This window comes from Escherichia sp. 94.0001, from assembly GCF_013369155.2.
In the GTDB taxonomy this organism is placed as follows: Bacteria; Pseudomonadota; Gammaproteobacteria; order Enterobacterales; family Enterobacteriaceae; genus Escherichia; species Escherichia coli_F.
In genome coordinates this window covers 1-21,352 of record NZ_JABWMS020000035.1, presented here as the reverse complement: position 1 = coordinate 21,352, position 21,352 = coordinate 1, and the positions used below count along the sequence as shown (strand labels likewise).

General features: G+C 52.7%; 21 protein-coding genes. 14 read left to right on the top strand and 7 right to left on the bottom strand.

The window, feature by feature from the left end:
* Positions 1-9: 9 nt before the first annotated feature.
* Genes HEN33_RS15850 through HEN33_RS15835 form a run of 4 tightly spaced genes read right to left on the bottom strand, consistent with a single transcriptional unit; the run spans position 10 to position 3,423 of the window.
* Positions 10-984 carry a Bug family tripartite tricarboxylate transporter substrate binding protein gene (locus tag HEN33_RS15850; RefSeq protein WP_000589812.1) on the bottom strand — a complete coding sequence of 325 codons (975 nt, stop codon included), beginning with the start codon at positions 982-984 and terminating at the stop codon, positions 10-12.
* A 24-nt stretch (positions 985-1,008) separates the two neighbouring features.
* Positions 1,009-1,638, bottom strand: a complete 630-nt coding sequence (locus HEN33_RS15845; RefSeq protein WP_001116474.1) for a 2-dehydro-3-deoxy-6-phosphogalactonate aldolase — start codon at positions 1,636-1,638, stop codon at positions 1,009-1,011.
* Complete coding sequence (locus HEN33_RS15840; RefSeq protein WP_115739252.1) at positions 1,628-2,632, bottom strand: 2-dehydro-3-deoxygalactonokinase; 1,005 nt, start codon at positions 2,630-2,632, stop codon at positions 1,628-1,630. The genes HEN33_RS15845 and HEN33_RS15840 overlap by 11 nt, the downstream gene beginning before the upstream one ends.
* Positions 2,633-2,655: 23 nt before the next feature.
* The gene (locus tag HEN33_RS15835; RefSeq protein WP_001361103.1) at positions 2,656-3,423 is read right to left on the bottom strand and encodes an IclR family transcriptional regulator; all 768 of its coding nucleotides are present in this window, start codon (positions 3,421-3,423) and stop codon (positions 2,656-2,658) included.
* Between the two features lie 215 nt (positions 3,424-3,638).
* Here HEN33_RS15835 and rmuC point away from each other — a divergent pair, with 215 nt between their 5' ends.
* The 8 genes from rmuC (at position 3,639) to tatD (ending at position 10,642) form a co-directional block, all read left to right on the top strand.
* Positions 3,639-5,066: a DNA recombination protein RmuC gene (gene rmuC, locus HEN33_RS15830; protein ID WP_032185577.1), complete on the top strand. Its 1,428-nt coding sequence runs from the start codon at positions 3,639-3,641 to the stop codon at positions 5,064-5,066.
* Between the two features lie 94 nt (positions 5,067-5,160).
* Entirely contained in the window at positions 5,161-5,916 is a 756-nt protein-coding gene (gene ubiE, locus HEN33_RS15825; protein ID WP_000227958.1) for a bifunctional demethylmenaquinone methyltransferase/2-methoxy-6-polyprenyl-1,4-benzoquinol methylase UbiE, read from the top strand.
* A gap of 13 nt (positions 5,917-5,929) precedes the next feature.
* On the top strand, positions 5,930-6,535 hold the full coding sequence (gene ubiJ / locus HEN33_RS15820) for a ubiquinone biosynthesis protein UbiJ (protein WP_001355388.1): 606 nt from the start codon (positions 5,930-5,932) through the stop codon (positions 6,533-6,535).
* The gene (gene ubiB, locus HEN33_RS15815) at positions 6,532-8,172 is read left to right on the top strand and encodes a ubiquinone biosynthesis regulatory protein kinase UbiB (RefSeq protein ID WP_176262867.1); all 1,641 of its coding nucleotides are present in this window, start codon (positions 6,532-6,534) and stop codon (positions 8,170-8,172) included. Before ubiJ ends, ubiB begins: the two co-directional genes overlap by 4 nt.
* Before the next feature lie 78 nt (positions 8,173-8,250).
* Positions 8,251-8,520, top strand: coding sequence for a Sec-independent protein translocase subunit TatA (gene tatA / locus HEN33_RS15810; RefSeq protein WP_001295260.1), 270 nt, complete (start codon positions 8,251-8,253; stop codon positions 8,518-8,520).
* 3 nt (positions 8,521-8,523) lie between these two features.
* The gene (gene tatB, locus HEN33_RS15805; protein ID WP_130076670.1) at positions 8,524-9,039 is read left to right on the top strand and encodes a Sec-independent protein translocase protein TatB; all 516 of its coding nucleotides are present in this window, start codon (positions 8,524-8,526) and stop codon (positions 9,037-9,039) included.
* Between the two features lie 2 nt (positions 9,040-9,041).
* Positions 9,042-9,818 carry a Sec-independent protein translocase subunit TatC gene (gene tatC, locus HEN33_RS15800; RefSeq protein WP_000109943.1) on the top strand — a complete coding sequence of 259 codons (777 nt, stop codon included), beginning with the start codon at positions 9,042-9,044 and terminating at the stop codon, positions 9,816-9,818.
* A 41-nt stretch (positions 9,819-9,859) separates the two neighbouring features.
* A complete protein-coding gene (gene tatD, locus HEN33_RS15795; RefSeq protein ID WP_105288321.1) occupies positions 9,860-10,642 on the top strand; it encodes a 3'-5' ssDNA/RNA exonuclease TatD in 783 nt (260 codons plus the stop codon).
* On the opposite strand, the gene rfaH is transcribed toward tatD, so the two are convergent.
* Positions 10,639-11,127 carry a transcription/translation regulatory transformer protein RfaH gene (gene rfaH / locus HEN33_RS15790; RefSeq protein ID WP_001192404.1) on the bottom strand — a complete coding sequence of 163 codons (489 nt, stop codon included), beginning with the start codon at positions 11,125-11,127 and terminating at the stop codon, positions 10,639-10,641. The genes tatD and rfaH overlap by 4 nt on opposite strands.
* A 166-nt stretch (positions 11,128-11,293) precedes the next feature.
* On the opposite strand from rfaH, the gene ubiD reads away from it, so the two are divergent.
* Together ubiD and fre are read left to right on the top strand one after the other, a co-directional pair.
* A complete protein-coding gene (ubiD, locus tag HEN33_RS15785; protein WP_105271935.1) occupies positions 11,294-12,787 on the top strand; it encodes a 4-hydroxy-3-polyprenylbenzoate decarboxylase in 1,494 nt (497 codons plus the stop codon).
* Positions 12,788-12,832: 45 nt separating this feature from the next.
* Complete coding sequence (gene fre, locus HEN33_RS15780; RefSeq protein ID WP_032185583.1) at positions 12,833-13,534, top strand: NAD(P)H-flavin reductase; 702 nt, start codon at positions 12,833-12,835, stop codon at positions 13,532-13,534.
* A 190-nt stretch (positions 13,535-13,724) separates the two neighbouring features.
* Here the strand turns inward: fre and fadA are convergent, their stop codons facing one another.
* Together fadA and fadB are read right to left on the bottom strand one after the other, a co-directional pair.
* The gene (fadA, locus tag HEN33_RS15775; protein WP_176262868.1) at positions 13,725-14,888 is read right to left on the bottom strand and encodes an acetyl-CoA C-acyltransferase FadA; all 1,164 of its coding nucleotides are present in this window, start codon (positions 14,886-14,888) and stop codon (positions 13,725-13,727) included.
* Positions 14,889-14,897: 9 nt separating this feature from the next.
* Positions 14,898-17,087, bottom strand: a complete 2,190-nt coding sequence (gene fadB, locus HEN33_RS15770) for a fatty acid oxidation complex subunit alpha FadB (RefSeq protein WP_176262869.1) — start codon at positions 17,085-17,087, stop codon at positions 14,898-14,900.
* A gap of 188 nt (positions 17,088-17,275) precedes the next feature.
* Here fadB and pepQ point away from each other — a divergent pair, with 188 nt between their 5' ends.
* The 4 genes from pepQ to hemG are packed head-to-tail and all read left to right on the top strand — an operon-like array spanning position 17,276 to position 21,268.
* On the top strand, positions 17,276-18,607 hold the full coding sequence (gene pepQ, locus HEN33_RS15765; RefSeq protein ID WP_000444545.1) for a Xaa-Pro dipeptidase: 1,332 nt from the start codon (positions 17,276-17,278) through the stop codon (positions 18,605-18,607).
* Positions 18,607-19,221 (top strand): IMPACT family protein, encoded by a 615-nt coding sequence (locus HEN33_RS15760; protein WP_001353706.1) that lies wholly within the window; start codon positions 18,607-18,609, stop codon positions 19,219-19,221. The genes pepQ and HEN33_RS15760 overlap by 1 nt, the downstream gene beginning before the upstream one ends.
* Positions 19,222-19,259: 38 nt before the next feature.
* A complete protein-coding gene (gene trkH / locus HEN33_RS15755) occupies positions 19,260-20,711 on the top strand; it encodes a Trk system potassium transporter TrkH (protein ID WP_000545683.1) in 1,452 nt (483 codons plus the stop codon).
* Positions 20,712-20,722: 11 nt separating this feature from the next.
* Positions 20,723-21,268, top strand: a complete 546-nt coding sequence (gene hemG / locus HEN33_RS15750) for a menaquinone-dependent protoporphyrinogen IX dehydrogenase (protein ID WP_032185585.1) — start codon at positions 20,723-20,725, stop codon at positions 21,266-21,268.
* Positions 21,269-21,352: the final 84 nt, after the last annotated feature.

Below are 21,352 nucleotides of genomic sequence, written 5' to 3'. Positions count from 1 at the left end.
ACCTCGGGATTATTTTTTCAAGCCCAGCCGAGTCAGCAGCTCGTCAAAGTACTTTTCCTGCTCGTTGATTTGGGTCTGGAAGCTGGCACCATCAAGCCATGCATAGTTGAGATTCAACTTTTGCAGTGCATCCTGGAATGCAGGCTCTTCAGCCGTCTCTTTTGCTGCCTTTGCCAGAACATCCACCACATCCTGCGGCGTTTTTTGCGACACAATCAGGCCGCGCCAGGTGCCGATGGAGAGATCAACGCCTTTCTCTTTTAACGTCGGGACGTCAGGCATGGTTTTCATACGTTCATCCGCCATCACTACCAGTGTCTTCAGCTTGCCGCCTTTCACATGATTGATAACTTCACCTGGGCTTACGGAAACCGCTTCAATATGCCCGCCTAACAGGCCTGTAATGGCAGGGGCTGCGCCGTCATATGGGACATGAGAAAACTTCACGCCCGTTTTGTCTTCCAGTGCAGCTGCCGCCAGATGCCAGATTGCTCCGGTGCCTGAGTTACCAATGCGTACTTTTCCGGGATTCGCTTTGGCGTAAGTCATAAATTCTTCATAGCTATTCCACGGTGCATCGGCACGGACGGTGATAGCCGCAGGATCCGCATTCAGACGGGCAATGGGTTTAAAGTCGCTGGTTTTAAAACGCACCATTCCGAGACTGGGAAGGGTGGTCAGTTCAACCGTGCCTAAACCCATTTTGTAACCGTTAGGGCGGGCAGCGGCGATTTCACTCAGGCCGATAGCGCCGCCACCGCCAGGTTTATTGATAACCCCGATGCTGACGGGCAAATGGTTTTTGGCGGCATCAGCAAAGGCACGGGCAACCAGATCCGTACCGCCTCCGGCCGCGTAGGGTACGACTAACTCGATCTGTTTGGTTGGCCAGGAGGCCGCCTGCACAGGCGCAGTGCTGAGGGCAGCGCCGGCAAGAAGTACCATTGCAGCCATTTTTTTCGGTAAGGTAAGATGTTTTATCATTGCTTTTATATCCTTATTTATCAGTTATTTGCTATTTAAATTGTTCCATGCGTTCATAAACAGTACTGCATTTTCATAGACTTGCTCTGGCGTCATGCCGGGGCGATATAGCGCAGAACCGAGGCCAAAGCCGTTTGCGCCGTGGCTCAGATAACGCGCCATTGTGTCTGGAGTGATACCGCCAACCGGTAACATCGGAACGGATTGTGGAATAACCGCACGCCAGGCTTTGGTGACTTCAGGCGTAATTTGTTCAGCCGGGAACAGCTTGATGGCATTGGCGCCATGTTCAATGGCAGCAAAAGCTTCGGTGGGCGTAGCGACGCCAGGCGCACAATACATACCCAGCGCACGGGCACGACGGATCACCGCAGTATCGCAATGCGGCATCACGATAATCTGGCCTCCAGCCTCTTTAACCGCGACGACTTGCTCCACCGAAAGCACAGTTCCGGCTCCGACCAGGCAGTCCTTAGGCAGGGCGTCGCGCAGTAAACTGATACTTTGCAACGGCTCCGGCGAGTTCATGGGAATCTCAATCAGGCGAAATCCAGCGGCATACAGCTTTTCACCGATGGCGACAATCTCATCCGGTTTCACGCCGCGTAAAATGGCGACTAACCCGGTTTTTTGCAAAAGCGTATTAAATGGCATGAGTACATTCCCTGGCGTTGGTGGAGAGTAGCCCGGCAGCGTGGGCGATTCGCCATAACCCCTGTTCAGTGGCATTAGGAATGGCGTGTAGCTGTCTGTCGGGAAAAACGTGGCTGAATGCTTGTGAATAGCGGCTGTTCAGAGTGGCGCTACCGATTAAGGCGATCGGTGTTGTGGCGGGTAAATCACGTAGCAAACTGGATGCCAGACCGCATAATTCATGGCCTATCAGTAATCCTGAAAGGTAATCCCCCTGTGAGGACGGCGTAAGATTACTGGTCAGCAGGCGCGAACGGGTCGAAAACAGCGTCGATAATAATCCGGTCTGATGATGCTCTTGTGCCGCTGTCAGCCCGTGGGCGAAGGCATCCCAGTGCGGTTCATCTCCCGAACGCATGGTGGCACCGAGAATCGAATGGCGGGATAAAACATCAAATAACTCGCCTGTCATAAAGGTTCGAAAATCGGTAATGGTGTTGTTTTCAACTACCGCCCATTTCGCATGTGTGCCAGGTAAGCCAATCAGCACAGGCATACCCTGGCGGATCGCGTTTTGCAGGGCCGGTTCCATCGAGATAGCACCGAAGATTTGTGTCTCTTCGCCACGCATCACTTCGGGCATTTCACCTTCTTTAATCACGCCAGGAATAATGTGCAGCATTGTCTGCTGCTGGTGGATAACAGGCGTCAACTGCTTTGCCAGACCCTCGAGAGTGACCGGGCAAGGTAAATAAGCTGCGGGTTGCCACCCTTGCGCACTGCCGATCATGCCGCAAGCCAGAACCGGGCATGGGGATTGTGCCAGCCAGTCGCCGCAGACACGTAAAAACGTATCGTGGAAAGCGTCCTCACGTGTTGCTGCCTGGGAGGGTAATTTCATGATCCCCCACGGGAATTCACGTTTTTCTTGTGGATTTGGTGAGTCGCCAAAACGCCATGCCCGAAGCGATGACGTTCCCCAGTCCAGGGCAATAAATGAGGTGTTTCCCGACATTAGCCGTTTCCTTTAGTCATGGTTTATTTATTTTTGTGGACGTGCTTACCCCAGCCCAGTTCAGCGGATATCTCTTCTGCACAGGATTTGACGTAAGGTGCCAGTTCTTCCAGACGCGCCAGTGACATATACGTAGTGGTACTGGCGACAGAAATAGCCGCCACAATTTCATCCCGGGCGTTGTAAACCGGCGCTGCAACGCAACGGATAGTCGGCTCGTTCTCTTCCAGATCAAAAGCAAAACCACTGGCGGCATAACGACGCATGTTCTGAATAAATGCGCCCAGTTTTGTTTCATCACCACAGGTCTTAAACAGCGTGCGCCACTCTTCTTCTGTTCGGTTGAGGATCAATGCCTTGCCGATGCCGGTGATTGCCAGTGGCATGCGATGGCCTGGGCGTGAGCGCATTTCCAGCCCGCGCTGGCTGTTGATCTTCTCCAGATACAGCACTTCGTCGCCTTCAACGATCCCCAGATGCACGGTGTCCAGGGTGTAACGGGCAAGGCGTTGCAAAACGGGCAGCGCAACTTCGTACAGCGAGGTGCTTTCCAGCGCTCTGGCACCGAATTCGATCAGTTTGGCGCCCAGTTGGTAGCCCTGCGTTGGGACGTGGCGCAGGTAGCGTTGTTCCACCAGAACGGTGACTAAACGATGGGTTGTGCTCCGGGTCGTGCCGGTGAACTCGCCGATACTTTTCAGGTCATGGCAGCCGTTATAAACAGCATTAAGAACCGCCAGCCCGCGTAATAACGTTTGTGCGCCAGCGGTGGTTGAAGAGGTATCTGCCATACGTTTCTCCTGATGATATTGCTGAAGTGTTCCACATAATGACGTGGGGAAAAGGTGATATATCCCACAATATAAACTACGTCTCATATTGTGGGATAAAATAATAAAAATTAAGGATCGTTTTGCGTAGCGCCTCGCAGGAAACTTCTTTCAAACTGGACGTTTGTACAGCACAATTCTATTTTGTGCGGGTAAGTAATGAGGCTGGAGGCGTTGTGGATATCTCAATCATGGTTTACGCAGTTATTGCGTTGGTGAGCGTGGCGATTGGCTGGCTGATTGCCAGTTATCAGCATGCGCAGCAAAAAGCCGAGCAATTCGCTGAACGTGAAGAGATGGTCGCGGAGTTAAGTGCGGCAAAACAACAAATTACCCAAAGCGAACATTGGCGTGCTGAGTGCGAGTTACTCAATAATGAAGTGCGCAGTCTGCAAAGCATTAACACCTCGCTGGAGGCGGATCTGCGTGAAGTCACCACGCGAATGGAGGCCGTACAGCAACATGCTGACGATAAAATTCGCCAAATGATCAACAGCGAACAGCGCCTCAGTGAGCAGTTTGAAAACCTCGCCAACCGTATTTTCGAGCACAGCAATCGCCGGGTTGATGAGCAAAACCGTCAGAGTCTGAACAGCCTGTTGTCGCCACTACGTGAACAACTGGACGGTTTTCGTCGTCAGGTTCAGGACAGTTTCGGTAAAGAAGCACAAGAACGCCATACCCTGACTCACGAAATACGCAATCTCCAGCAGCTCAACGCGCAAATGGCCCAGGAAGCGATCAACCTGACGCGTGCGCTGAAAGGCGACAATAAAACCCAGGGCAACTGGGGCGAGGTAGTATTGACGCGTGTGCTGGAGGCTTCCGGTCTGCGTGAAGGGTATGAATATGAAACCCAGGTCAGCATCGAAAATGACGCCCGCTCGCGGATGCAGCCGGATGTCATCGTGCGGCTGCCGCAGGGCAAAGATGTGGTGATCGACGCCAAAATGACGCTGGTTGCCTATGAACGTTATTTCAACGCTGAAGATGACTACACACGTGAAAGCGCGCTACAGGAACATATCGCGTCGGTGCGTAACCACATCCGCTTGCTGGGGCGTAAAGATTATCAACAGCTGCCGGGGCTACGAACGCTGGATTACGTGCTGATGTTTATCCCTGTTGAGCCCGCATTTTTACTGGCGCTTGACCGCCAGCCGGAGCTGATCACCGAAGCGTTGAAAAACAATATTATGCTGGTTAGCCCGACCACGCTGCTGGTGGCGCTGCGCACTATCGCCAACCTCTGGCGCTATGAGCATCAAAGCCGCAACGCTCAGAAAATAGCCGATCGTGCCAGCAAGTTGTACGACAAAATGCGCTTGTTTGTCGATGATATGTCCGCGATTGGTCAAAGTCTGGACAAAGCACAGGACAACTATCGTCAGGCAATGAAAAAACTCTCTTCAGGTCGCGGAAATGTGCTGGCGCAAGCAGAAGCGTTTCGCGGTTTAGGAGTAGAAATTAAACGCGAGATTAATCCGGATTTGGCTGAACAAGCGGTGAGCCAGGATGAAGAGTATCGACTGCGGTCGGTACCGGAGCAGCCGAATGATGAAGCTTATCAACGCGATGATGAATATAATCAGCAGTCGCGCTAGCCCATTGGGGGTAGTTAAGCCGGGTAGAAATCTAGGGCATCGACGCCCAATCTGTTACACTTCTGGAACAATTTTTTGATGAGCAGGCATTGAGATGGTGGATAAGTCACAAGAAACGACGCACTTTGGTTTTCAGACCGTCGCGAAGGAACAAAAAGCGGATATGGTCGCCCACGTTTTCCATTCCGTGGCATCGAAATACGATGTCATGAATGATTTGATGTCTTTTGGCATACATCGTTTGTGGAAACGCTTCACGATTGATTGCAGTGGCGTACGCCGCGGGCAGACCGTGCTGGATCTGGCAGGCGGTACTGGCGACCTGACAGCGAAATTCTCCCGCCTGGTGGGTGAAACTGGCAAAGTGGTCCTTGCTGATATCAATGAATCCATGCTCAAAATGGGCCGCGAGAAGCTGCGTAATATTGGTGTGATTGGCAACGTTGAGTATGTTCAGGCGAACGCTGAGGCGCTGCCGTTCCCGGATAACACCTTTGATTGCATCACCATTTCGTTTGGTCTGCGTAACGTCACTGACAAAGATAAAGCTCTGCGTTCAATGTATCGCGTTCTGAAACCTGGCGGCCGACTGCTGGTGCTTGAGTTCTCGAAGCCGATTATCGAGCCGTTAAGTAAGGCCTATGACGCTTACTCCTTCCATGTGCTGCCGCGTATTGGCTCACTGGTCGCGAACGACGCTGACAGCTACCGTTATCTTGCTGAATCTATCCGCATGCATCCCGATCAGGACACCCTGAAAGCTATGATGCAGGATGCTGGATTCGAAAGTGTCGACTATTACAACCTGACGGCAGGGGTTGTGGCGCTGCATCGTGGTTATAAGTTCTGACAGGAGACCGGAAATGCCTTTTAAACCTTTAGTGACGGCAGGAATTGAAAGTCTGCTCAACACCTTCCTGTATCGTTCACCCGCGCTGAAAACGGCCCGCTCGCGTCTGCTGGGTAAAGTTTTGCGCGTGGAGGTAAAAGGCTTTTCGACGTCATTGATTCTGGTGTTCAGCGAACGCCAGGTCGATGTGCTGGGCGAATGGGCAGGAGATGCTGACTGCACCGTTATCGCCTACGCCAGCGTGTTGCCGAAACTTCGCGATCGCCAGCAGCTTGCTGCGTTAATTCGCAGCGGTGAGCTGGAAGTACAGGGCGATATTCAGGTGGTGCAAAACTTCGTTGCGCTGGCAGATCTGGCAGAGTTCGACCCTGCGGAACTGCTGGCCCCTTATACCGGTGATATCGCCGCTGAAGGTATCAGCAAAGCCCTGCGTGGAGGCGCAAAGCTCCTGCATCACGGTATTAAACGCCAGCAACGTTATGTGGCGGAAGCCATTACTGAAGAGTGGCGTATGGCACCCGGTCCACTTGAAGTGGCCTGGTTTGCGGAAGAGACGGCTGCCGTCGAGCGTGCTGTTGATGCCCTGACCAAACGGCTGGAAAAACTGGAGGCTAAATGACGCCAGGTGAAGTACGGCGCCTATATTTCATCATTCGCACTTTTTTAAGCTACGGACTTGATGAACTGATCCCTAAAATGCGTATCACCCTGCCGTTACGACTATGGCGATACTCATTATTCTGGATGCCAAATCGGCATAAAGACAAACCTTTAGGTGAGCGACTACGACTGGCTCTGCAAGAACTGGGGCCAGTGTGGATCAAGTTCGGGCAGATGCTGTCTACCCGCCGCGACCTTTTTCCTCCGCATATTGCCGATCAGCTGGCGTTATTGCAGGACAAAGTTGCTCCGTTTGATGGCAAGCTTGCGAAGCAACAGATTGAAGCTGCAATGGGCGGTTTGCCGGTAGAAGCGTGGTTTGACGATTTTGAAATCAAGCCGCTGGCGTCGGCTTCTATTGCTCAGGTTCATACCGCGCGATTGAAATCGAATGGCAAAGAGGTGGTGATTAAAGTTATCCGCCCGGATATTTTGCCGGTGATTAAAGCGGATCTGAAACTTATCTACCGTCTGGCTCGCTGGGTGCCGCGTTTGCTGCCGGATGGTCGCCGTCTGCGCCCAACCGAAGTGGTGCGCGAGTACGAAAAGACATTGATTGATGAACTGAATTTGCTGCGGGAATCTGCCAACGCCATTCAGCTTCGGCGCAATTTTGAAGACAGCCCAATGCTCTACATCCCGGAAGTTTACCCTGACTATTGCAGTGAAGGGATGATGGTGATGGAGCGTATTTACGGCATTCCGGTTTCTGATGTCGCGGCGCTGGAGAAAAACGGCACCAACATGAAATTGCTGGCGGAACGCGGCGTGCAGGTGTTCTTCACTCAGGTCTTTCGTGACAGCTTTTTCCATGCCGATATGCACCCTGGCAACATCTTTGTAAGCTATGAACACCCAGAAAACCCGAAATATATCGGCATTGATTGCGGGATTGTTGGCTCGCTAAACAAAGAAGATAAACGCTATCTGGCGGAAAACTTTATCGCCTTCTTTAATCGCGATTATCGCAAAGTGGCAGAGCTACACGTCGATTCAGGCTGGGTGCCGCCAGATACCAACGTTGAAGAGTTCGAATTTGCCATTCGTACGGTCTGTGAACCTATCTTTGAGAAACCGCTGGCCGAAATTTCGTTTGGACATGTACTGTTAAATCTGTTTAATACGGCGCGTCGCTTCAATATGGAAGTGCAGCCGCAACTGGTGTTACTCCAGAAAACCCTGCTCTACGTCGAAGGGGTAGGTCGCCAGCTTTATCCGCAGCTCGATTTATGGAAAACGGCGAAGCCTTTCCTGGAGTCGTGGATTAAAGATCAGGTCGGTATTCCTGCGCTGGTGAGAGCATTTAAAGAAAAAGCGCCGTTCTGGGTCGAAAAAATGCCAGAACTGCCTGAACTGGTTTACGACAGTTTGCGCCAGGGCAAGTATTTACAGCACAGTCTTGATAAGATTGCCCGCGAGCTTCAGTCAAATCATGTACGTCAGGGACAATCGCGTTATTTTCTCGGAATTGGCGCTACGTTAGTATTAAGCGGCACATTCTTGTTGGTCAGCCGCCCTGATTGGGGGTTGATGCCCGGCTGGTTAATGGCAGGTGGTCTGATCGCCTGGTTTGTCGGTTGGCGCAAAACACGCTGATTTTTTCATCGCTCAAGGCGGGCCGTGTAACGTATAATGCGGCCTTGTTTAATCATCATCTACCACAGAGGAACATGTATGGGTGGTATCAGTATTTGGCAGTTATTGATTATTGCCGTCATCGTTGTACTGCTTTTTGGCACCAAAAAGCTCGGCTCCATCGGTTCCGATCTTGGTGCGTCGATCAAAGGCTTTAAAAAAGCAATGAGCGATGATGAACCAAAGCAGGATAAAACCAGTCAGGATGCTGATTTTACTGCGAAAACTATCGCCGATAAGCAGGCGGATACGAATCAGGAACAGGCTAAAACAGAAGACGCGAAGCGCCACGATAAAGAGCAGGTGTAATCCGTGTTTGATATCGGTTTTAGCGAACTGCTATTGGTGTTCATCATCGGCCTCGTCGTTCTGGGGCCGCAACGACTGCCTGTGGCGGTAAAAACGGTAGCGGGCTGGATTCGCGCGTTGCGTTCACTGGCGACAACGGTGCAGAACGAATTGACCCAGGAGTTAAAACTCCAGGAGTTTCAGGACAGCCTGAAAAAGGTTGAAAAGGCGAGCCTCACTAACCTGACGCCCGAACTGAAAGCGTCGATGGATGAACTACGCCAGGCCGCGGAGTCGATGAAGCGTTCCTACGTTGCAAACGATCCTGAAAAGGCGAGCGATGAAGCGCACACCATCCATAATCCGGTGGTGAAAGATAATGAAGCTGCGCATGAAGGCGTAACGCCTGCCGCTGCACAAACGCAGGCCAGTTCGCCAGAACAGAAGTCCGAAACCACGCCAGAGCCGGTGGTAAAACCTGCTGCGGACGCTGAACCGAAAACCGCTGCACCTTCCCCTTCGTCGAGTGATAAACCGTAAACATGTCTGTAGAAGATACTCAACCGCTTATCACGCATCTGATTGAGCTGCGTAAGCGTCTGCTGAACTGCATTATCGCGGTGATCGTGATATTCCTGTGTCTGGTCTATTTCGCCAATGACATCTATCACCTGGTATCCGCACCATTGATCAAGCAGTTGCCGCAAGGCTCAACGATGATCGCCACTGACGTGGCCTCACCGTTCTTTACGCCGATCAAGCTGACCTTTATGGTGTCGCTGATTCTATCAGCGCCGGTGATTCTCTATCAGGTGTGGGCGTTTATCGCCCCAGCATTGTATAAGCACGAACGTCGCCTGGTGGTGCCGCTGCTGGTTTCCAGCTCTCTGTTGTTTTATATCGGCATGGCGTTCGCCTACTTTGTGGTCTTTCCGCTGGCATTTGGCTTCCTTGCCAATACCGCGCCGGAAGGGGTACAGGTATCCACCGACATCGCCAGCTATTTAAGCTTCGTTATGGCGCTGTTTATGGCGTTTGGTGTCTCCTTTGAAGTGCCGGTGGCAATTGTGCTGCTGTGCTGGATGGGAATTACCTCGCCAGAAGACTTACGCAAAAAACGTCCGTATGTGCTGGTTGGCGCATTTGTTGTCGGGATGCTGCTGACGCCGCCGGATGTCTTCTCGCAAACGCTGCTGGCGATCCCGATGTACTGCCTGTTTGAAATCGGTGTCTTCTTCTCACGCTTTTACGTTGGTAAGGGTCGAAACCGGGAAGAGGAAAACGACGCTGAAGCAGAAAGCGAAAAAACTGAAGAATAAATTCAACCGCCCGTCAGGGCGGTTGTCATATGGAGTACAGGATGTTTGATATCGGCGTTAATTTGACCAGTTCGCAATTTGCGAAAGACCGTGATGATGTTGTAGCACGCGCTTTTGACGCAGGAGTTGATGGGCTGCTCATCACTGGCACTAACCTGCACGAAAGCCAGCAGGCACAAAAACTGGCGCGTCAGTATTCATCCTGTTGGTCAACGGCGGGCGTGCATCCTCATGACAGCAGCCAGTGGCAAGCAGCGACCGAAGAAGCGATCATTGAACTGGCCTCGCAGCCAGAAGTGGTGGCGATTGGTGAGTGTGGCCTCGACTTTAACCGCAACTTTTCTACACCAGAAGAGCAGGAACGTGCTTTTGTTGCTCAGCTACGCATTGCTGCAGAATTAAACATGCCAGTATTTATGCACTGTCGCGATGCCCACGATCGGTTTATAACCTTGCTGGAGCCGTGGCTGGATAAACTGCCTGGTGCAGTTCTTCATTGCTTTACCGGTACACGTGAAGAGATGCAGGCGTGCGCGGCGCGTGGAATTTATATCGGCATTACCGGTTGGGTTTGCGATGAACGACGTGGGCTGGAGCTGCGGGAAATCTTGCCGTTGATTCCGGCGGAGAAATTGCTGATCGAAACTGATGCGCCGTATCTGCTCCCGCGAGATCTCACGCCGAAGCCATCATCCCGGCGCAACGAGCCAGCCTATCTGCCCCATATTTTGCAACGTATCGCGCAATGGCGTGGGGAAGATGCCGCATGGCTGGCTGCCACCACGGATGCCAATGTCAAAACACTGTTTGGGGTTGCGTTTTAGAGTTTGCGGAACTCGGTGTTCTTCACGCTGTGCTTGATCTCTTTATTAATAAGATTAAGCAATAGCATGGAACGTGCCTCGCCGTCGGGTTCGGTGAAAATGGCCTGGAAACCTTCGAATGCGCCTTCGGTAATAATTACCTTATCACCCGGATAAGGGGTCGCCGGATCAACAATGTCTTTCGGTTTATACACCGACAGCTGATGAATCACCGCTGATGGGACTATCGCTGGCGACGCGCCAAAGCGCACAAAGTGGCTGACGCCGCGGGTCGCACTGATGGTTGTGGTATGAATCACTTCCGGATCAAATTCCACAAACAGGTAATTGGGGAACAGTGGTTCACTGACTGCGGTTCGTTTGCCTCGCACGATTTTTTCCAGGGTGATCATCGGCGCCAGGCAATTCACCGCCTGTCTTTCGAGGTGTTCCTGGGCACGTTGAAGTTGCCCGCGCTTGCAGTACAGTAAATACCAGGATTGCATAATGACTCTTATCCGTTTAATCGGGGCGCAAGGATAGCAAAAGCTTTACGCTAAGTTAATTATATTCCCCGGTTTGCGTTATACCGTCAGAGTTCACGCTAATTTAACAAATTTACAGCATCGCAAAGATGAACGCCGTATAATGGGCGCAGATTAAGAGGCTACAATGGATGCCATGAAATATAACGATTTACGCGACTTCCTGACGCTGCTTGAACAGCAGGGTGAGCTAAAACGTATCACTCTCCCGGTGGATCCGCATCTGGAAATCACTGAAATTGCTGACCGCACTTTGCGTGCAGGTGGGCCTGCGTTGTTGTTCGAAAACCCTAAAGGCTACTCAATGCCGGTGCTGTGCAACCTGTTCGGTACGCCAAAGCGCGTGGCGATGGGCATGGGGCAGGAAGATGTTTCGGCGCTGCGTGAAGTTGGTAAATTATTGGCGTTTCTGAAAGAGCCGGAGCCGCCAAAAGGTTTCCGCGACCTGTTTGATAAACTGCCGCAGTTTAAACAAGTATTGAACATGCCGACAAAGCGACTGCGTGGTGCGCCCTGCCAACAAAAAATCGTCTCTGGCGATGACGTCGATCTTAACCGCATTCCCATTATGACCTGCTGGCCGGAAGATGCCGCGCCGCTGATTACCTGGGGGCTGACCGTAACGCGCGGCCCGAATAAAGAACGGCAGAATCTGGGTATTTATCGCCAGCAGCTGATTGGTAAAAACAAACTGATTATGCGTTGGCTGTCGCATCGCGGCGGCGCGCTGGATTATCAGGAGTGGTGCGCGGCGCATCCGGGCGAACGTTTCCCGGTTTCTGTGGCGCTGGGTGCTGATCCCGCTACGATTCTCGGTGCGGTAACGCCCGTTCCGGATACACTTTCAGAATATGCGTTTGCCGGATTGCTGCGCGGCACCAAGACCGAAGTGGTGAAGTGTATCTCCAATGACCTTGAAGTGCCCGCCAGTGCGGAGATTGTGCTGGAAGGGTATATCGAACAAGGTGAAACGGCGCCGGAAGGGCCGTATGGCGACCACACCGGTTACTATAACGAAGTCGATAGTTTCCCGGTATTTACTGTGACGCATATTACCCAGCGTGAAGATGCGATTTATCATTCCACCTATACCGGGCGTCCGCCGGATGAACCTGCTGTGCTGGGTGTCGCACTGAACGAAGTGTTTGTGCCGATTCTGCAAAAACAGTTCCCGGAAATTGTCGATTTTTACCTGCCGCCGGAAGGCTGCTCTTATCGCCTGGCGGTAGTGACGATCAAAAAACAGTACGCCGGACACGCGAAGCGCGTCATGATGGGCGTCTGGTCGTTCTTACGCCAGTTTATGTACACTAAATTTGTGATCGTTTGCGATGATGACGTCAACGCACGCGACTGGAACGATGTGATTTGGGCGATTACCACCCGTATGGACCCGGTGCGGGACACGGTGTTGGTCGAAAATACGCCTATTGATTATCTGGATTTTGCCTCGCCTGTCTCCGGGCTGGGTTCAAAAATGGGGCTGGATGCCACGAATAAATGGCCAGGGGAAACCCAGCGTGAATGGGGACGTCCCATCAAAAAAGATCCGGATGTTGTCGCGCATATTGACGCCATCTGGGATGAACTGGCTATTTTTAACAACGGTAAAAGCGCCTGATGCGCGTTTGTTTTGCCCTATTTATCGATCCGACAGAGAAAGCGCATGACAACCTTAAGCTGTAAAGTGACCTCGGTAGAAGCTATCACCGATACCGTATATCGTGTTCGAATCGTGCCAGACGCGGCCTTTTCTTTTCGTGCTGGTCAGTATTTGATGGTGGTGATGGATGAGCGCGATAAACGTCCATTCTCAATGGCTTCGACGCCGGATGAAAAAGAGTTTATCGAGCTGCATATTGGCGCTTCTGAAATCAACCTTTACGCGAAAGCAGTCATGGACCGTATCCTCAAAGATCATCAAATCGTGGTCGATATTCCCCACGGAGAAGCGTGGCTGCGCGATGATGAAGAGCGTCCGATGATTTTGATTGCGGGCGGTACAGGCTTCTCTTATGCGCGCTCGATTTTGCTGACGGCGCTGGCGCGTAACCCAAACCGTGATATCACCATTTACTGGGGTGGGCGTGAAGAGCAGCATCTTTATGATCTCTGCGAGCTTGAGGCGCTTTCGCTTAAGCATCCAGGTTTGCAAGTGGTGCCGGTGGTTGAACAACCGGAAGCGGGCTGGCGTGGGCGTACTGGCACTGTGTTAACGGCGGTATTGCAGGATCACGGTACGCTGGCAGAGCATGATATCTATATTGCCGGACGTTTTGAGATGGCGAAAATTGCCCGTGACCTGTTTTGCAGTGAGCGTAATGCGCGGGAAGACCGCCTGTTTGGCGATGCGTTTGCATTTATCTGAGATATAAAAAACCCGCCCCTGACAGGCGGGAAGAACGGCAACTAAAACTTTATACAGTGGCATTTAGATCTATGTCGCATCCGGCAATCGTTGCACGATGCCTGATGCGACGCTGGCGCGTCTTATCAGGCCTACATTAGTGCTGGGTCGGTAGACCGGATAAGGCGTTTACGCCGCATCCGGCAAGTGGTTAAACCCGCTCAAACACCGTTGCAATACCCTGACCCAGACCGATACACATCGTCGCCAGACCAAACTGAACGTCTTTGCGTTCCATCAGATTCAGCAGCGTGGTGCTGATACGCGCACCGGAACAACCCAGCGGATGACCCAGCGCGATCGCACCACCATTGAGGTTGATCTTCTCGTCAATCTGCTCCATCAGTCCCAGATCTTTAATGCACGGCAGGATCTGCGCGGCGAAGGCTTCATTCATTTCAAACACGCCGATATCGCTGGCAGAAAGCCCCGCTTTTTTCAGCGCCAGCTTCGAGGCCGGAACCGGGCCGTAACCCATAATCGACGGATCACAACCAACGACCGCCATCGAACGCACGCGGGCGCGCGGCTTAAGACCTAATTCTCGGGCGCGGCTTTCACTCATCACCAGCATGGCAGCTGCGCCATCGGAGAGAGCGGAAGACGTACCCGCCGTTACCGTGCCGCTGACTGGATCGAACGCCGGACGCAGCGTGGCGAGGGCTTCCACGGTGGTTTCCGGCCGAATCACTTCGTCGTAATTAAACTGCTTCAGGACGCCGTCGGCATCGTGACCACCGGTCGGGATGATTTCATTTTTAAATGCGCCCGACTGCGTGGCGGCCCAGGCGCGGGCGTGTGATCGCGCGGCAAAGGCATCCTGCATTTCACGGCTGATACCGTGCATACGCGCCAGCATTTCTGCCGTTAAGCCCATCATGCCCGCCGCTTTGGCGACATTGCGGCTCAGGCCGGGGTGAAAATCGACGCCGTGACTCATCGGCACATGGCCCATATGCTCCACGCCACCGACCAGACATGCCTGCGCATCGCCGGTCATAATCATCCGTGCTGAGTCATGCAGTGCCTGCATGGATGAACCGCACAAGCGATTGACGGTCACCGCCGGGACAGAATGCGGCACTTCTGCCAACAGCGCCGCGTTACGAGCGATATTAAAACCCTGCTCCAGCGTCTGCTGCACACAACCCCAGTAAATATCATCGAGGGCCGCTGCTTCCAGCGCCGGGTTACGCGCCAGCAGGCTACGCATTAAATGAGCGGAGAGATCTTCCGCACGCACGTTACGAAAAGCACCGCCCTTCGAACGGCCCATCGGGGTACGAATTGCATCGACAATGACAACCTGTTCCATTGTGACTCCTTAAGCCGTTTTCAGGTCGCCAACCGGACGGGCTGGCTCAACCGGGGGATAGTACGGTTCGTTATGACGCGCTTTATTACGCAGACCTTCCGGCACTTCATACAGCGGGCCGAGGTGCTGATATTGCTGTGCCATATCGAGGTATTTCGCGCTGCCGAGGGTGTCCAGCCAGCGGAACGCGCCGCCGTGGAACGGAGGGAAGCCCAGGCCGTAGACCAGTGCCATATCGGCTTCTGCCGGAGTGGCGATAATGCCTTCCTCCAGACAACGCACCACTTCGTTGACCATCGGGATCATCATGCGGGCGATAATCTCTTCTTCGCTGAAATCGTGCTTCGGCTGACTGACTTCTGCCAGCAGGTCGTCAACGGCGGCATCTTCTTCTTTCTTCGGCTTACCTTTGCTGTCTTCTTTATAACGCCAGAAACCAAGGCCGTTCTTCTGACCAAAACGGTTGGCATCAAACAGTGCGTCGATGGCATCGCGATAATCTTTCTGCATCCGCTGCGGGAAACCTGCTGCCATCACTGCGTGGGCGTGATGCGCGGTATCAATGCCCACGACATCCAGCAGGTATGCCGGACCCATCGGCCAGCCAAACTGTTTTTCCATCACTTTGTCGATCTTGCGGAAGTCTGCGCCGTCGCGCAGTAACTGGCTGAATCCGGCGAAGTAGGGGAACAGCACGCGGTTAACAAAGAAGCCGGGGCAGTCGTTAACCACAATCGGCGTTTTACCCATCTTGCTCGCCCATGCGACAACTTTCGCGATGGTTTCGTCGGAGCTTTTCTCACCGCGAATAATTTCCACCAACGGCATCCGGTGCACTGGGTTAAAGAAATGCATCCCGCAGAAGTTTTCCGGGCGTTCCAGCGCGTTGGCCAGTTCGCTGATAGGAATGGTTGAAGTATTGGAAGCCAGCACGGTATCCGGGCGTACTTTCTGCTCGGTTTCTGCCAGCACGGCTTTTTTCACTTTCGGGTTTTCGACAACCGCTTCTACCACAACGTCCACGCGATCAAACCCGGCGTAGTCGAGCGTTGGATGAATCGTGGAGATCACGCCAGCCAGTTTCAGACCGTCGATCTTGCCGCGCTCAAGCTGCTTGTTCAGCAGTTTCGCGGCTTCGGTCATGCCGAGGGTTAACGACTTGTCGTTGATATCTTTCATGACAACCGGCACGCCTTTCCACGCAGACTGGTAAGCGATGCCGCCGCCCATAATGCCTGCGCCCAGCACAGCGGCCTGTTTCGGGGTTTCAACATCTTTGGTGAGTTTCTTCGCTTTGCCTTTTACATATTGATCGTTAAGGAAAATGCCGACCAGTGCGCGAGCTTCGTTGGTATGCGCCAGCGGGACAAAACTTTTGTTTTCCAGATTTAATGCTTCTTCACGACCAAAACGGGCAGCCGCTTCAATGGTTTTTACTGCGGTGATGGGTGCGGGGTAATGTTTCCCTGCTGTTTGTGCGACCATTCCTTTAGCGATGGTGAAGCTCATGGTGGCTTCAATCTTGCTCAGTTTTAGCGGTTCCAGCTTCGGCTGACGTTTCGCTTTCCAGTCGAGGTCGCCGTTAATGGCCTGACGTAAAATCGCCTTCGCGCCTTCAACCAGTTTTTCTGCTTTGACTACGCCATCCACCAGACCGATTTTCAGCGCCTGATCCGCGCCGACATCTTTACCGGCGGCAATGATTTCCAGCGCACAATCAGCACCGAGCATACGTGGCATACGTACAGAACCGCCAAAGCCCGGCATGATGCCCAGTTTGGTTTCCGGTAGACCGATGCGCAGATCTGGCGTCGCCAGACGATAATCGGTCGCCAGCACACATTCGCAGCCACCGCCCAGCGCATAGCCGTTGACGGCAGCAATGGTCGGCACCGGCAGATCTTCCAGGCGATTAAACACGCTATTGGCAAAATGCAGCCACTGGCTTAACTGTTCTTCAGGAACGAGGAACAGGGACAAGAATTCGGTGATATCAGCACCGACGATAAAGGCTGCTTTATTCGAACGCAGCAGCAGCCCTTTTAAATCTGATTGCTGTTCCAGCACGCCGATGGCCCCGCCGAGGCTGGCGACGGTCGCAGTGTCGAGTTTATTAACTGAACCTGGGGCATCAAATACCAGTTCGGCAATGCCATCTTCCAGCCAGTCAAGGTACAGGGTGTCGCCTTTGTAAAGCATGTCAGTCTCCTGAATCCGCAAGGTGATCTGGTCGTACCAGATGAGACGAAGTGTGTATTTTGTGTTAAAAATATGCAAATAAAAGATTAAAGAAATGCCAATCTGATCACGCTCGGCAGAAATCACGCTCTGTATTAACGTTGTGCTAAGATGCGGAGACTTAAGGTCAAAAAACAGAAGGGTAAAAAATGGAATCACTGGCCTCGCTCTATAAAAATCATATAGCTACCTTACAGGAACGGACTCGCGATGCGCTGGCGCGCTTCAAACTGGATGCGTTACTTATTCACTCCGGCGAACTGTTCAACGTTTTTCTCGACGATCATCCCTATCCGTTTAAAGTGAACCCGCAATTCAAAGCGTGGGTGCCGGTAACTCAGGTGCCAAACTGCTGGCTGCTGGTGGATGGCGTGAATAAGCCGAAACTGTGGTTCTATCTGCCGGTTGATTACTGGCACAACGTCGAACCGCTGCCGAACTCCTTCTGGACTGAAGATGTAGAAGTGATCGCGCTGCCGAAAGCCGATGGCATTGGTAGTCTGTTGCCTGCTGCGCGCGGCAATATCGGTTATATCGGTCCGGTGCCAGAACGTGCGCTGCAACTGGGTATTGAGGCCAGCAATATCAACCCGAAAGGGGTGATCGACTACCTGCATTACTACCGCTCCTTCAAAACCGAGTACGAACTGGCCTGTATGCGTGAAGCGCAGAAAATGGCGGTCAACGGTCATCGCGCGGCAGAAGAAGCGTTCCGTTCTGGCATGAGCGAGTTCGATATCAACATTGCCTATCTGACCGCGACCGGTCATCGTGATACCGACGTGCCTTACAGCAACATTGTGGCGCTCAACGAACACGCTGCGGTACTGCATTACACCAAACTCGACCATCAGGCACCGGAAGAGATGCGCAGCTTCCTGCTGGATGCCGGGGCCGAATATAACGGCTATGCGGCTGACCTGACTCGTACCTGGTCGGCAAAAAGCGACAACGACTATGCACAGCTGGTGAAAGACGTAAATGATGAACAACTGGCGCTGATCGCTACCATGAAAGCAGGCGTCAGCTATGTGGATTACCACATCCAGTTCCATCAGCGTATCGCCAAACTGCTGCGTAAACATCAAATCATCACCGATATGAGTGAAGAGGCGATGGTCGAAAATGATCTTACCGGACCGTTTATGCCGCATGGTATCGGCCATCCGCTGGGCCTGCAGGTGCATGACGTCGCTGGTTTTATGCAGGATGATAGCGGTACGCACCTCGCGGCACCGGCAAAATATCCGTACCTGCGCTGCACTCGTATTCTCCAGCCGGGCATGGTGTTAACCATCGAACCGGGTATCTACTTCATCGAATCGCTGCTGGCGCCGTGGCGTGAAGGGCAGTTCAGCAAACACTTCAACTGGCAGAAAATTGAAGCACTGAAACCGTTTGGTGGCATTCGTATCGAAGACAACGTGGTGATCCACGAAAACAACGTGGAAAACATGACCCGGGATCTGAAACTGGCGTGATGGAAAGCTGGTTAATCCCTGCGGCACCGGTCACGGTCGTTGAAGAGATCAAAAAGAGCCGCTTCATTACGCTGTTGGCGCATACCGATGGCGTTGAGGCGGCGAAAGCGTTTGTTGAATCGGTGCGGGCAGAACACCCCGATGCCCGCCACCATTGCGTGGCGTGGGTGGCGGGTGCGCCGGATGATTCTCAACAGCTGGGTTTCTCTGACGACGGGGAGCCGGCGGGAACGGCAGGTAAACCGATGCTCGCCCAACTAATGGGCAGCGGCGTCGGGGAAATTACCGCTGTGGTGGTGCGCTACTACGGCGGCATATTGCTGGGCACCGGTGGGTTAGTGAAAGCGTATGGCGGCGGCGTGAATCAGGCGCTGCGCCAGCTAACGACCCAACGCAAGACGCCATTAACCGAATATACTTTGCAATGTGAATATAGTCAGTTAACCGGCATTGAAGCGTTGCTGGGGCAGTGTGGCGGCAAAATTATCAACAGTGATTATCAGGCATTCGTTCTGCTGCGGGTGGCGCTTCCGGCAGCGAAAGTGGCTGAATTTTCCGCAAAGCTGGCGGATTTTAGCCGTGGTTCATTGCAATTGTTAGCGATTGAAGAATAATCCCCACTTCGTTTTGCAGAACTAAGGAAGCGGCAGAGATGCATTTTCGCGCCATTACCCGAATCGTTGGACTACTGGTCATCTTATTTTCAGGGACCATGATTATCCCTGGACTGGTAGCACTCATCTACCGGGATGGTGCGGGCCGCGCCTTTACCCAGACCTTTTTTGTCGCCCTTGCCATTGGTTCTATGCTGTGGTGGCCGAACCGTAAAGAAAAGGGCGAACTGAAATCCCGTGAAGGGTTTCTGATAGTGGTGCTGTTCTGGACCGTGTTGGGTAGCGTCGGTGCGCTCCCTTTTATCTTCTCGGAAAGCCCAAACCTCACGATTACCGATGCGTTTTTTGAATCTTTCTCCGGTCTGACTACCACGGGGGCCACTACGCTGGTGGGACTGGATACACTTCCTCACGCAATCCTCTTTTATCGCCAGATGCTGCAATGGTTTGGCGGGATGGGGATCATCGTGTTGGCGGTTGCGATACTGCCTATCCTCGGCGTGGGTGGGATGCAGCTCTATCGCGCGGAAATGCCCGGCCCGCTGAAAGATAACAAAATGCGCCCGCGAATTGCGGAAACGGCGAAAACCCTGTGGTTGATTTATGTCTTGCTGACCGTCGCCTGTGCGCTGGCGTTGTGGTTTGCCGGAATGGATGCCTTTGATGCCATCGGCCATAGCTTTGCGACTATCGCTATTGGCGGCTTCTCGACACATGATGCCAGTATCGGTTATTTCGACAGCCCGACTATTAACACCATCATTGCTATCTTCCTGCTGATCTCCGGCTGTAACTACGGTCTGCACTTTTCACTGTTAAGTGGGCGTAGTCTGAAGGTTTATTGGCGCGATCCGGAATTTCGCATGTTTATCGGCGTACAGTTTACGCTGGTGGTTATTTGTACCCTCGTGCTGTGGTTTCATAATGTCTACAGTTCGGCGCTGATGACAATTAACCAGGCGTTTTTTCAGGTGGTGTCGATGGCGACGACCGCCGGATTTACGACAGATAGCATTGCCCGCTGGCCGCTCTTTTTGCCGGTACTGCTTTTATGTTCAGCATTTATTGGCGGTTGCGCCGGGTCTACGGGCGGTGGCCTGAAAGTGATCCGCATTCTGCTGCTGTTTAAGCAGGGGAACCGTGAGCTGAAACGACTGGTGCATCCGAACGCCGTTTACAGCATTAAGCTAGGGAATCGCGCACTGCCGGAACGTATCCTCGAAGCTGTTTGGGGATTTTTCTCTGCCTATGCATTGGTGTTTATTGTCAGTATGCTGGCGATTATCGCCACGGGGGTGGATGACTTTTCTGCCTTTGCCTCGGTTGTTGCGACATTGAATAACCTGGGGCCAGGGCTTGGCGTGGTTGCTGATAACTTTACCAGTATGAACCCGGTGGCTAAATGGATCCTGATTGCCAATATGCTGTTTGGTCGTCTCGAGGTCTTTACATTACTGGTGCTCTTTACCCCGACTTTCTGGCGTGAATGATGGAGTAATACGTGAAAACATTAATTCTTTTCTCAACAAGGGACGGACAAACGCGCGAGATTGCCTCCTACCTGGCTTCGGAACTGAAAGAACTGGGGATCCAGGCAGATGTCGCTAATGTGCATCGCATTGAAGAACCCCAGTGGGAAAACTACGATCGCGTGGTCATTGGTGCTTCTATTCGCTATGGTCACTACCACTCTGCGTTCCAGGAATTTGTCAAAAAGCATGCGACGCGGCTGAATTCGATGCCGAGCGCCTTTTACTCCGTAAACCTGGTGGCGCGTAAACCGGAGAAGCGTACTCCACAGACCAACAGCTACGCGCGGAAGTTTCTGATGAGTTCACAATGGCGTCCCGATCGCTGTGCCGTCATTGCCGGGGCGCTACGTTATCCACGTTACCGCTGGTACGACCGCTTTATGATCAAGCTGATTATGAAGATGTCAGGCGGTGAAACGGATACGCGCAAAGAAGTTGTCTATACCGATTGGCAGCAGGTGGCGAATTTCGCCCGAGAAATCGCCCATTTAACCGACAAACCGACGCTGAAATAAGCATAAAGAGTAAAAAATGCGCGGTCGGTAAATTATTTTAAATTTCCTCTTGTCAGGCCGGAATAACTCCCTATAATGCGCCAC

What these genes read in the sequence shown, in the direction of transcription:
- HEN33_RS15850 (WP_000589812.1), bottom strand. Translation starts at nt 984, where the DNA reads ATGATAAAACATCTTACCTTACCGAAAAAAATGGCTGCAATGGTACTT.
- HEN33_RS15845 (WP_001116474.1), bottom strand. Translation starts at nt 1,638, where the DNA reads ATGCCATTTAATACGCTTTTGCAAAAAACCGGGTTAGTCGCCATTTTA.
- HEN33_RS15840 (WP_115739252.1), bottom strand. Translation starts at nt 2,632, where the DNA reads ATGTCGGGAAACACCTCATTTATTGCCCTGGACTGGGGAACGTCATCG.
- HEN33_RS15835 (WP_001361103.1), bottom strand. Translation starts at nt 3,423, where the DNA reads ATGGCAGATACCTCTTCAACCACCGCTGGCGCACAAACGTTATTACGC.
- ubiE (WP_000227958.1), top strand. Translation starts at nt 5,161, where the DNA reads ATGGTGGATAAGTCACAAGAAACGACGCACTTTGGTTTTCAGACCGTC.
- ubiJ (WP_001355388.1), top strand. Translation starts at nt 5,930, where the DNA reads ATGCCTTTTAAACCTTTAGTGACGGCAGGAATTGAAAGTCTGCTCAAC.
- ubiB (WP_176262867.1), top strand. Translation starts at nt 6,532, where the DNA reads ATGACGCCAGGTGAAGTACGGCGCCTATATTTCATCATTCGCACTTTT.
- tatA (WP_001295260.1), top strand. Translation starts at nt 8,251, where the DNA reads ATGGGTGGTATCAGTATTTGGCAGTTATTGATTATTGCCGTCATCGTT.
- tatC (WP_000109943.1), top strand. Translation starts at nt 9,042, where the DNA reads ATGTCTGTAGAAGATACTCAACCGCTTATCACGCATCTGATTGAGCTG.
- tatD (WP_105288321.1), top strand. Translation starts at nt 9,860, where the DNA reads ATGTTTGATATCGGCGTTAATTTGACCAGTTCGCAATTTGCGAAAGAC.
- rfaH (WP_001192404.1), bottom strand. Translation starts at nt 11,127, where the DNA reads ATGCAATCCTGGTATTTACTGTACTGCAAGCGCGGGCAACTTCAACGT.
- ubiD (WP_105271935.1), top strand. Translation starts at nt 11,294, where the DNA reads ATGGATGCCATGAAATATAACGATTTACGCGACTTCCTGACGCTGCTT.
- fre (WP_032185583.1), top strand. Translation starts at nt 12,833, where the DNA reads ATGACAACCTTAAGCTGTAAAGTGACCTCGGTAGAAGCTATCACCGAT.
- fadA (WP_176262868.1), bottom strand. Translation starts at nt 14,888, where the DNA reads ATGGAACAGGTTGTCATTGTCGATGCAATTCGTACCCCGATGGGCCGT.
- fadB (WP_176262869.1), bottom strand. Translation starts at nt 17,087, where the DNA reads ATGCTTTACAAAGGCGACACCCTGTACCTTGACTGGCTGGAAGATGGC.
- pepQ (WP_000444545.1), top strand. Translation starts at nt 17,276, where the DNA reads ATGGAATCACTGGCCTCGCTCTATAAAAATCATATAGCTACCTTACAG.
- HEN33_RS15760 (WP_001353706.1), top strand. Translation starts at nt 18,607, where the DNA reads ATGGAAAGCTGGTTAATCCCTGCGGCACCGGTCACGGTCGTTGAAGAG.
- trkH (WP_000545683.1), top strand. Translation starts at nt 19,260, where the DNA reads ATGCATTTTCGCGCCATTACCCGAATCGTTGGACTACTGGTCATCTTA.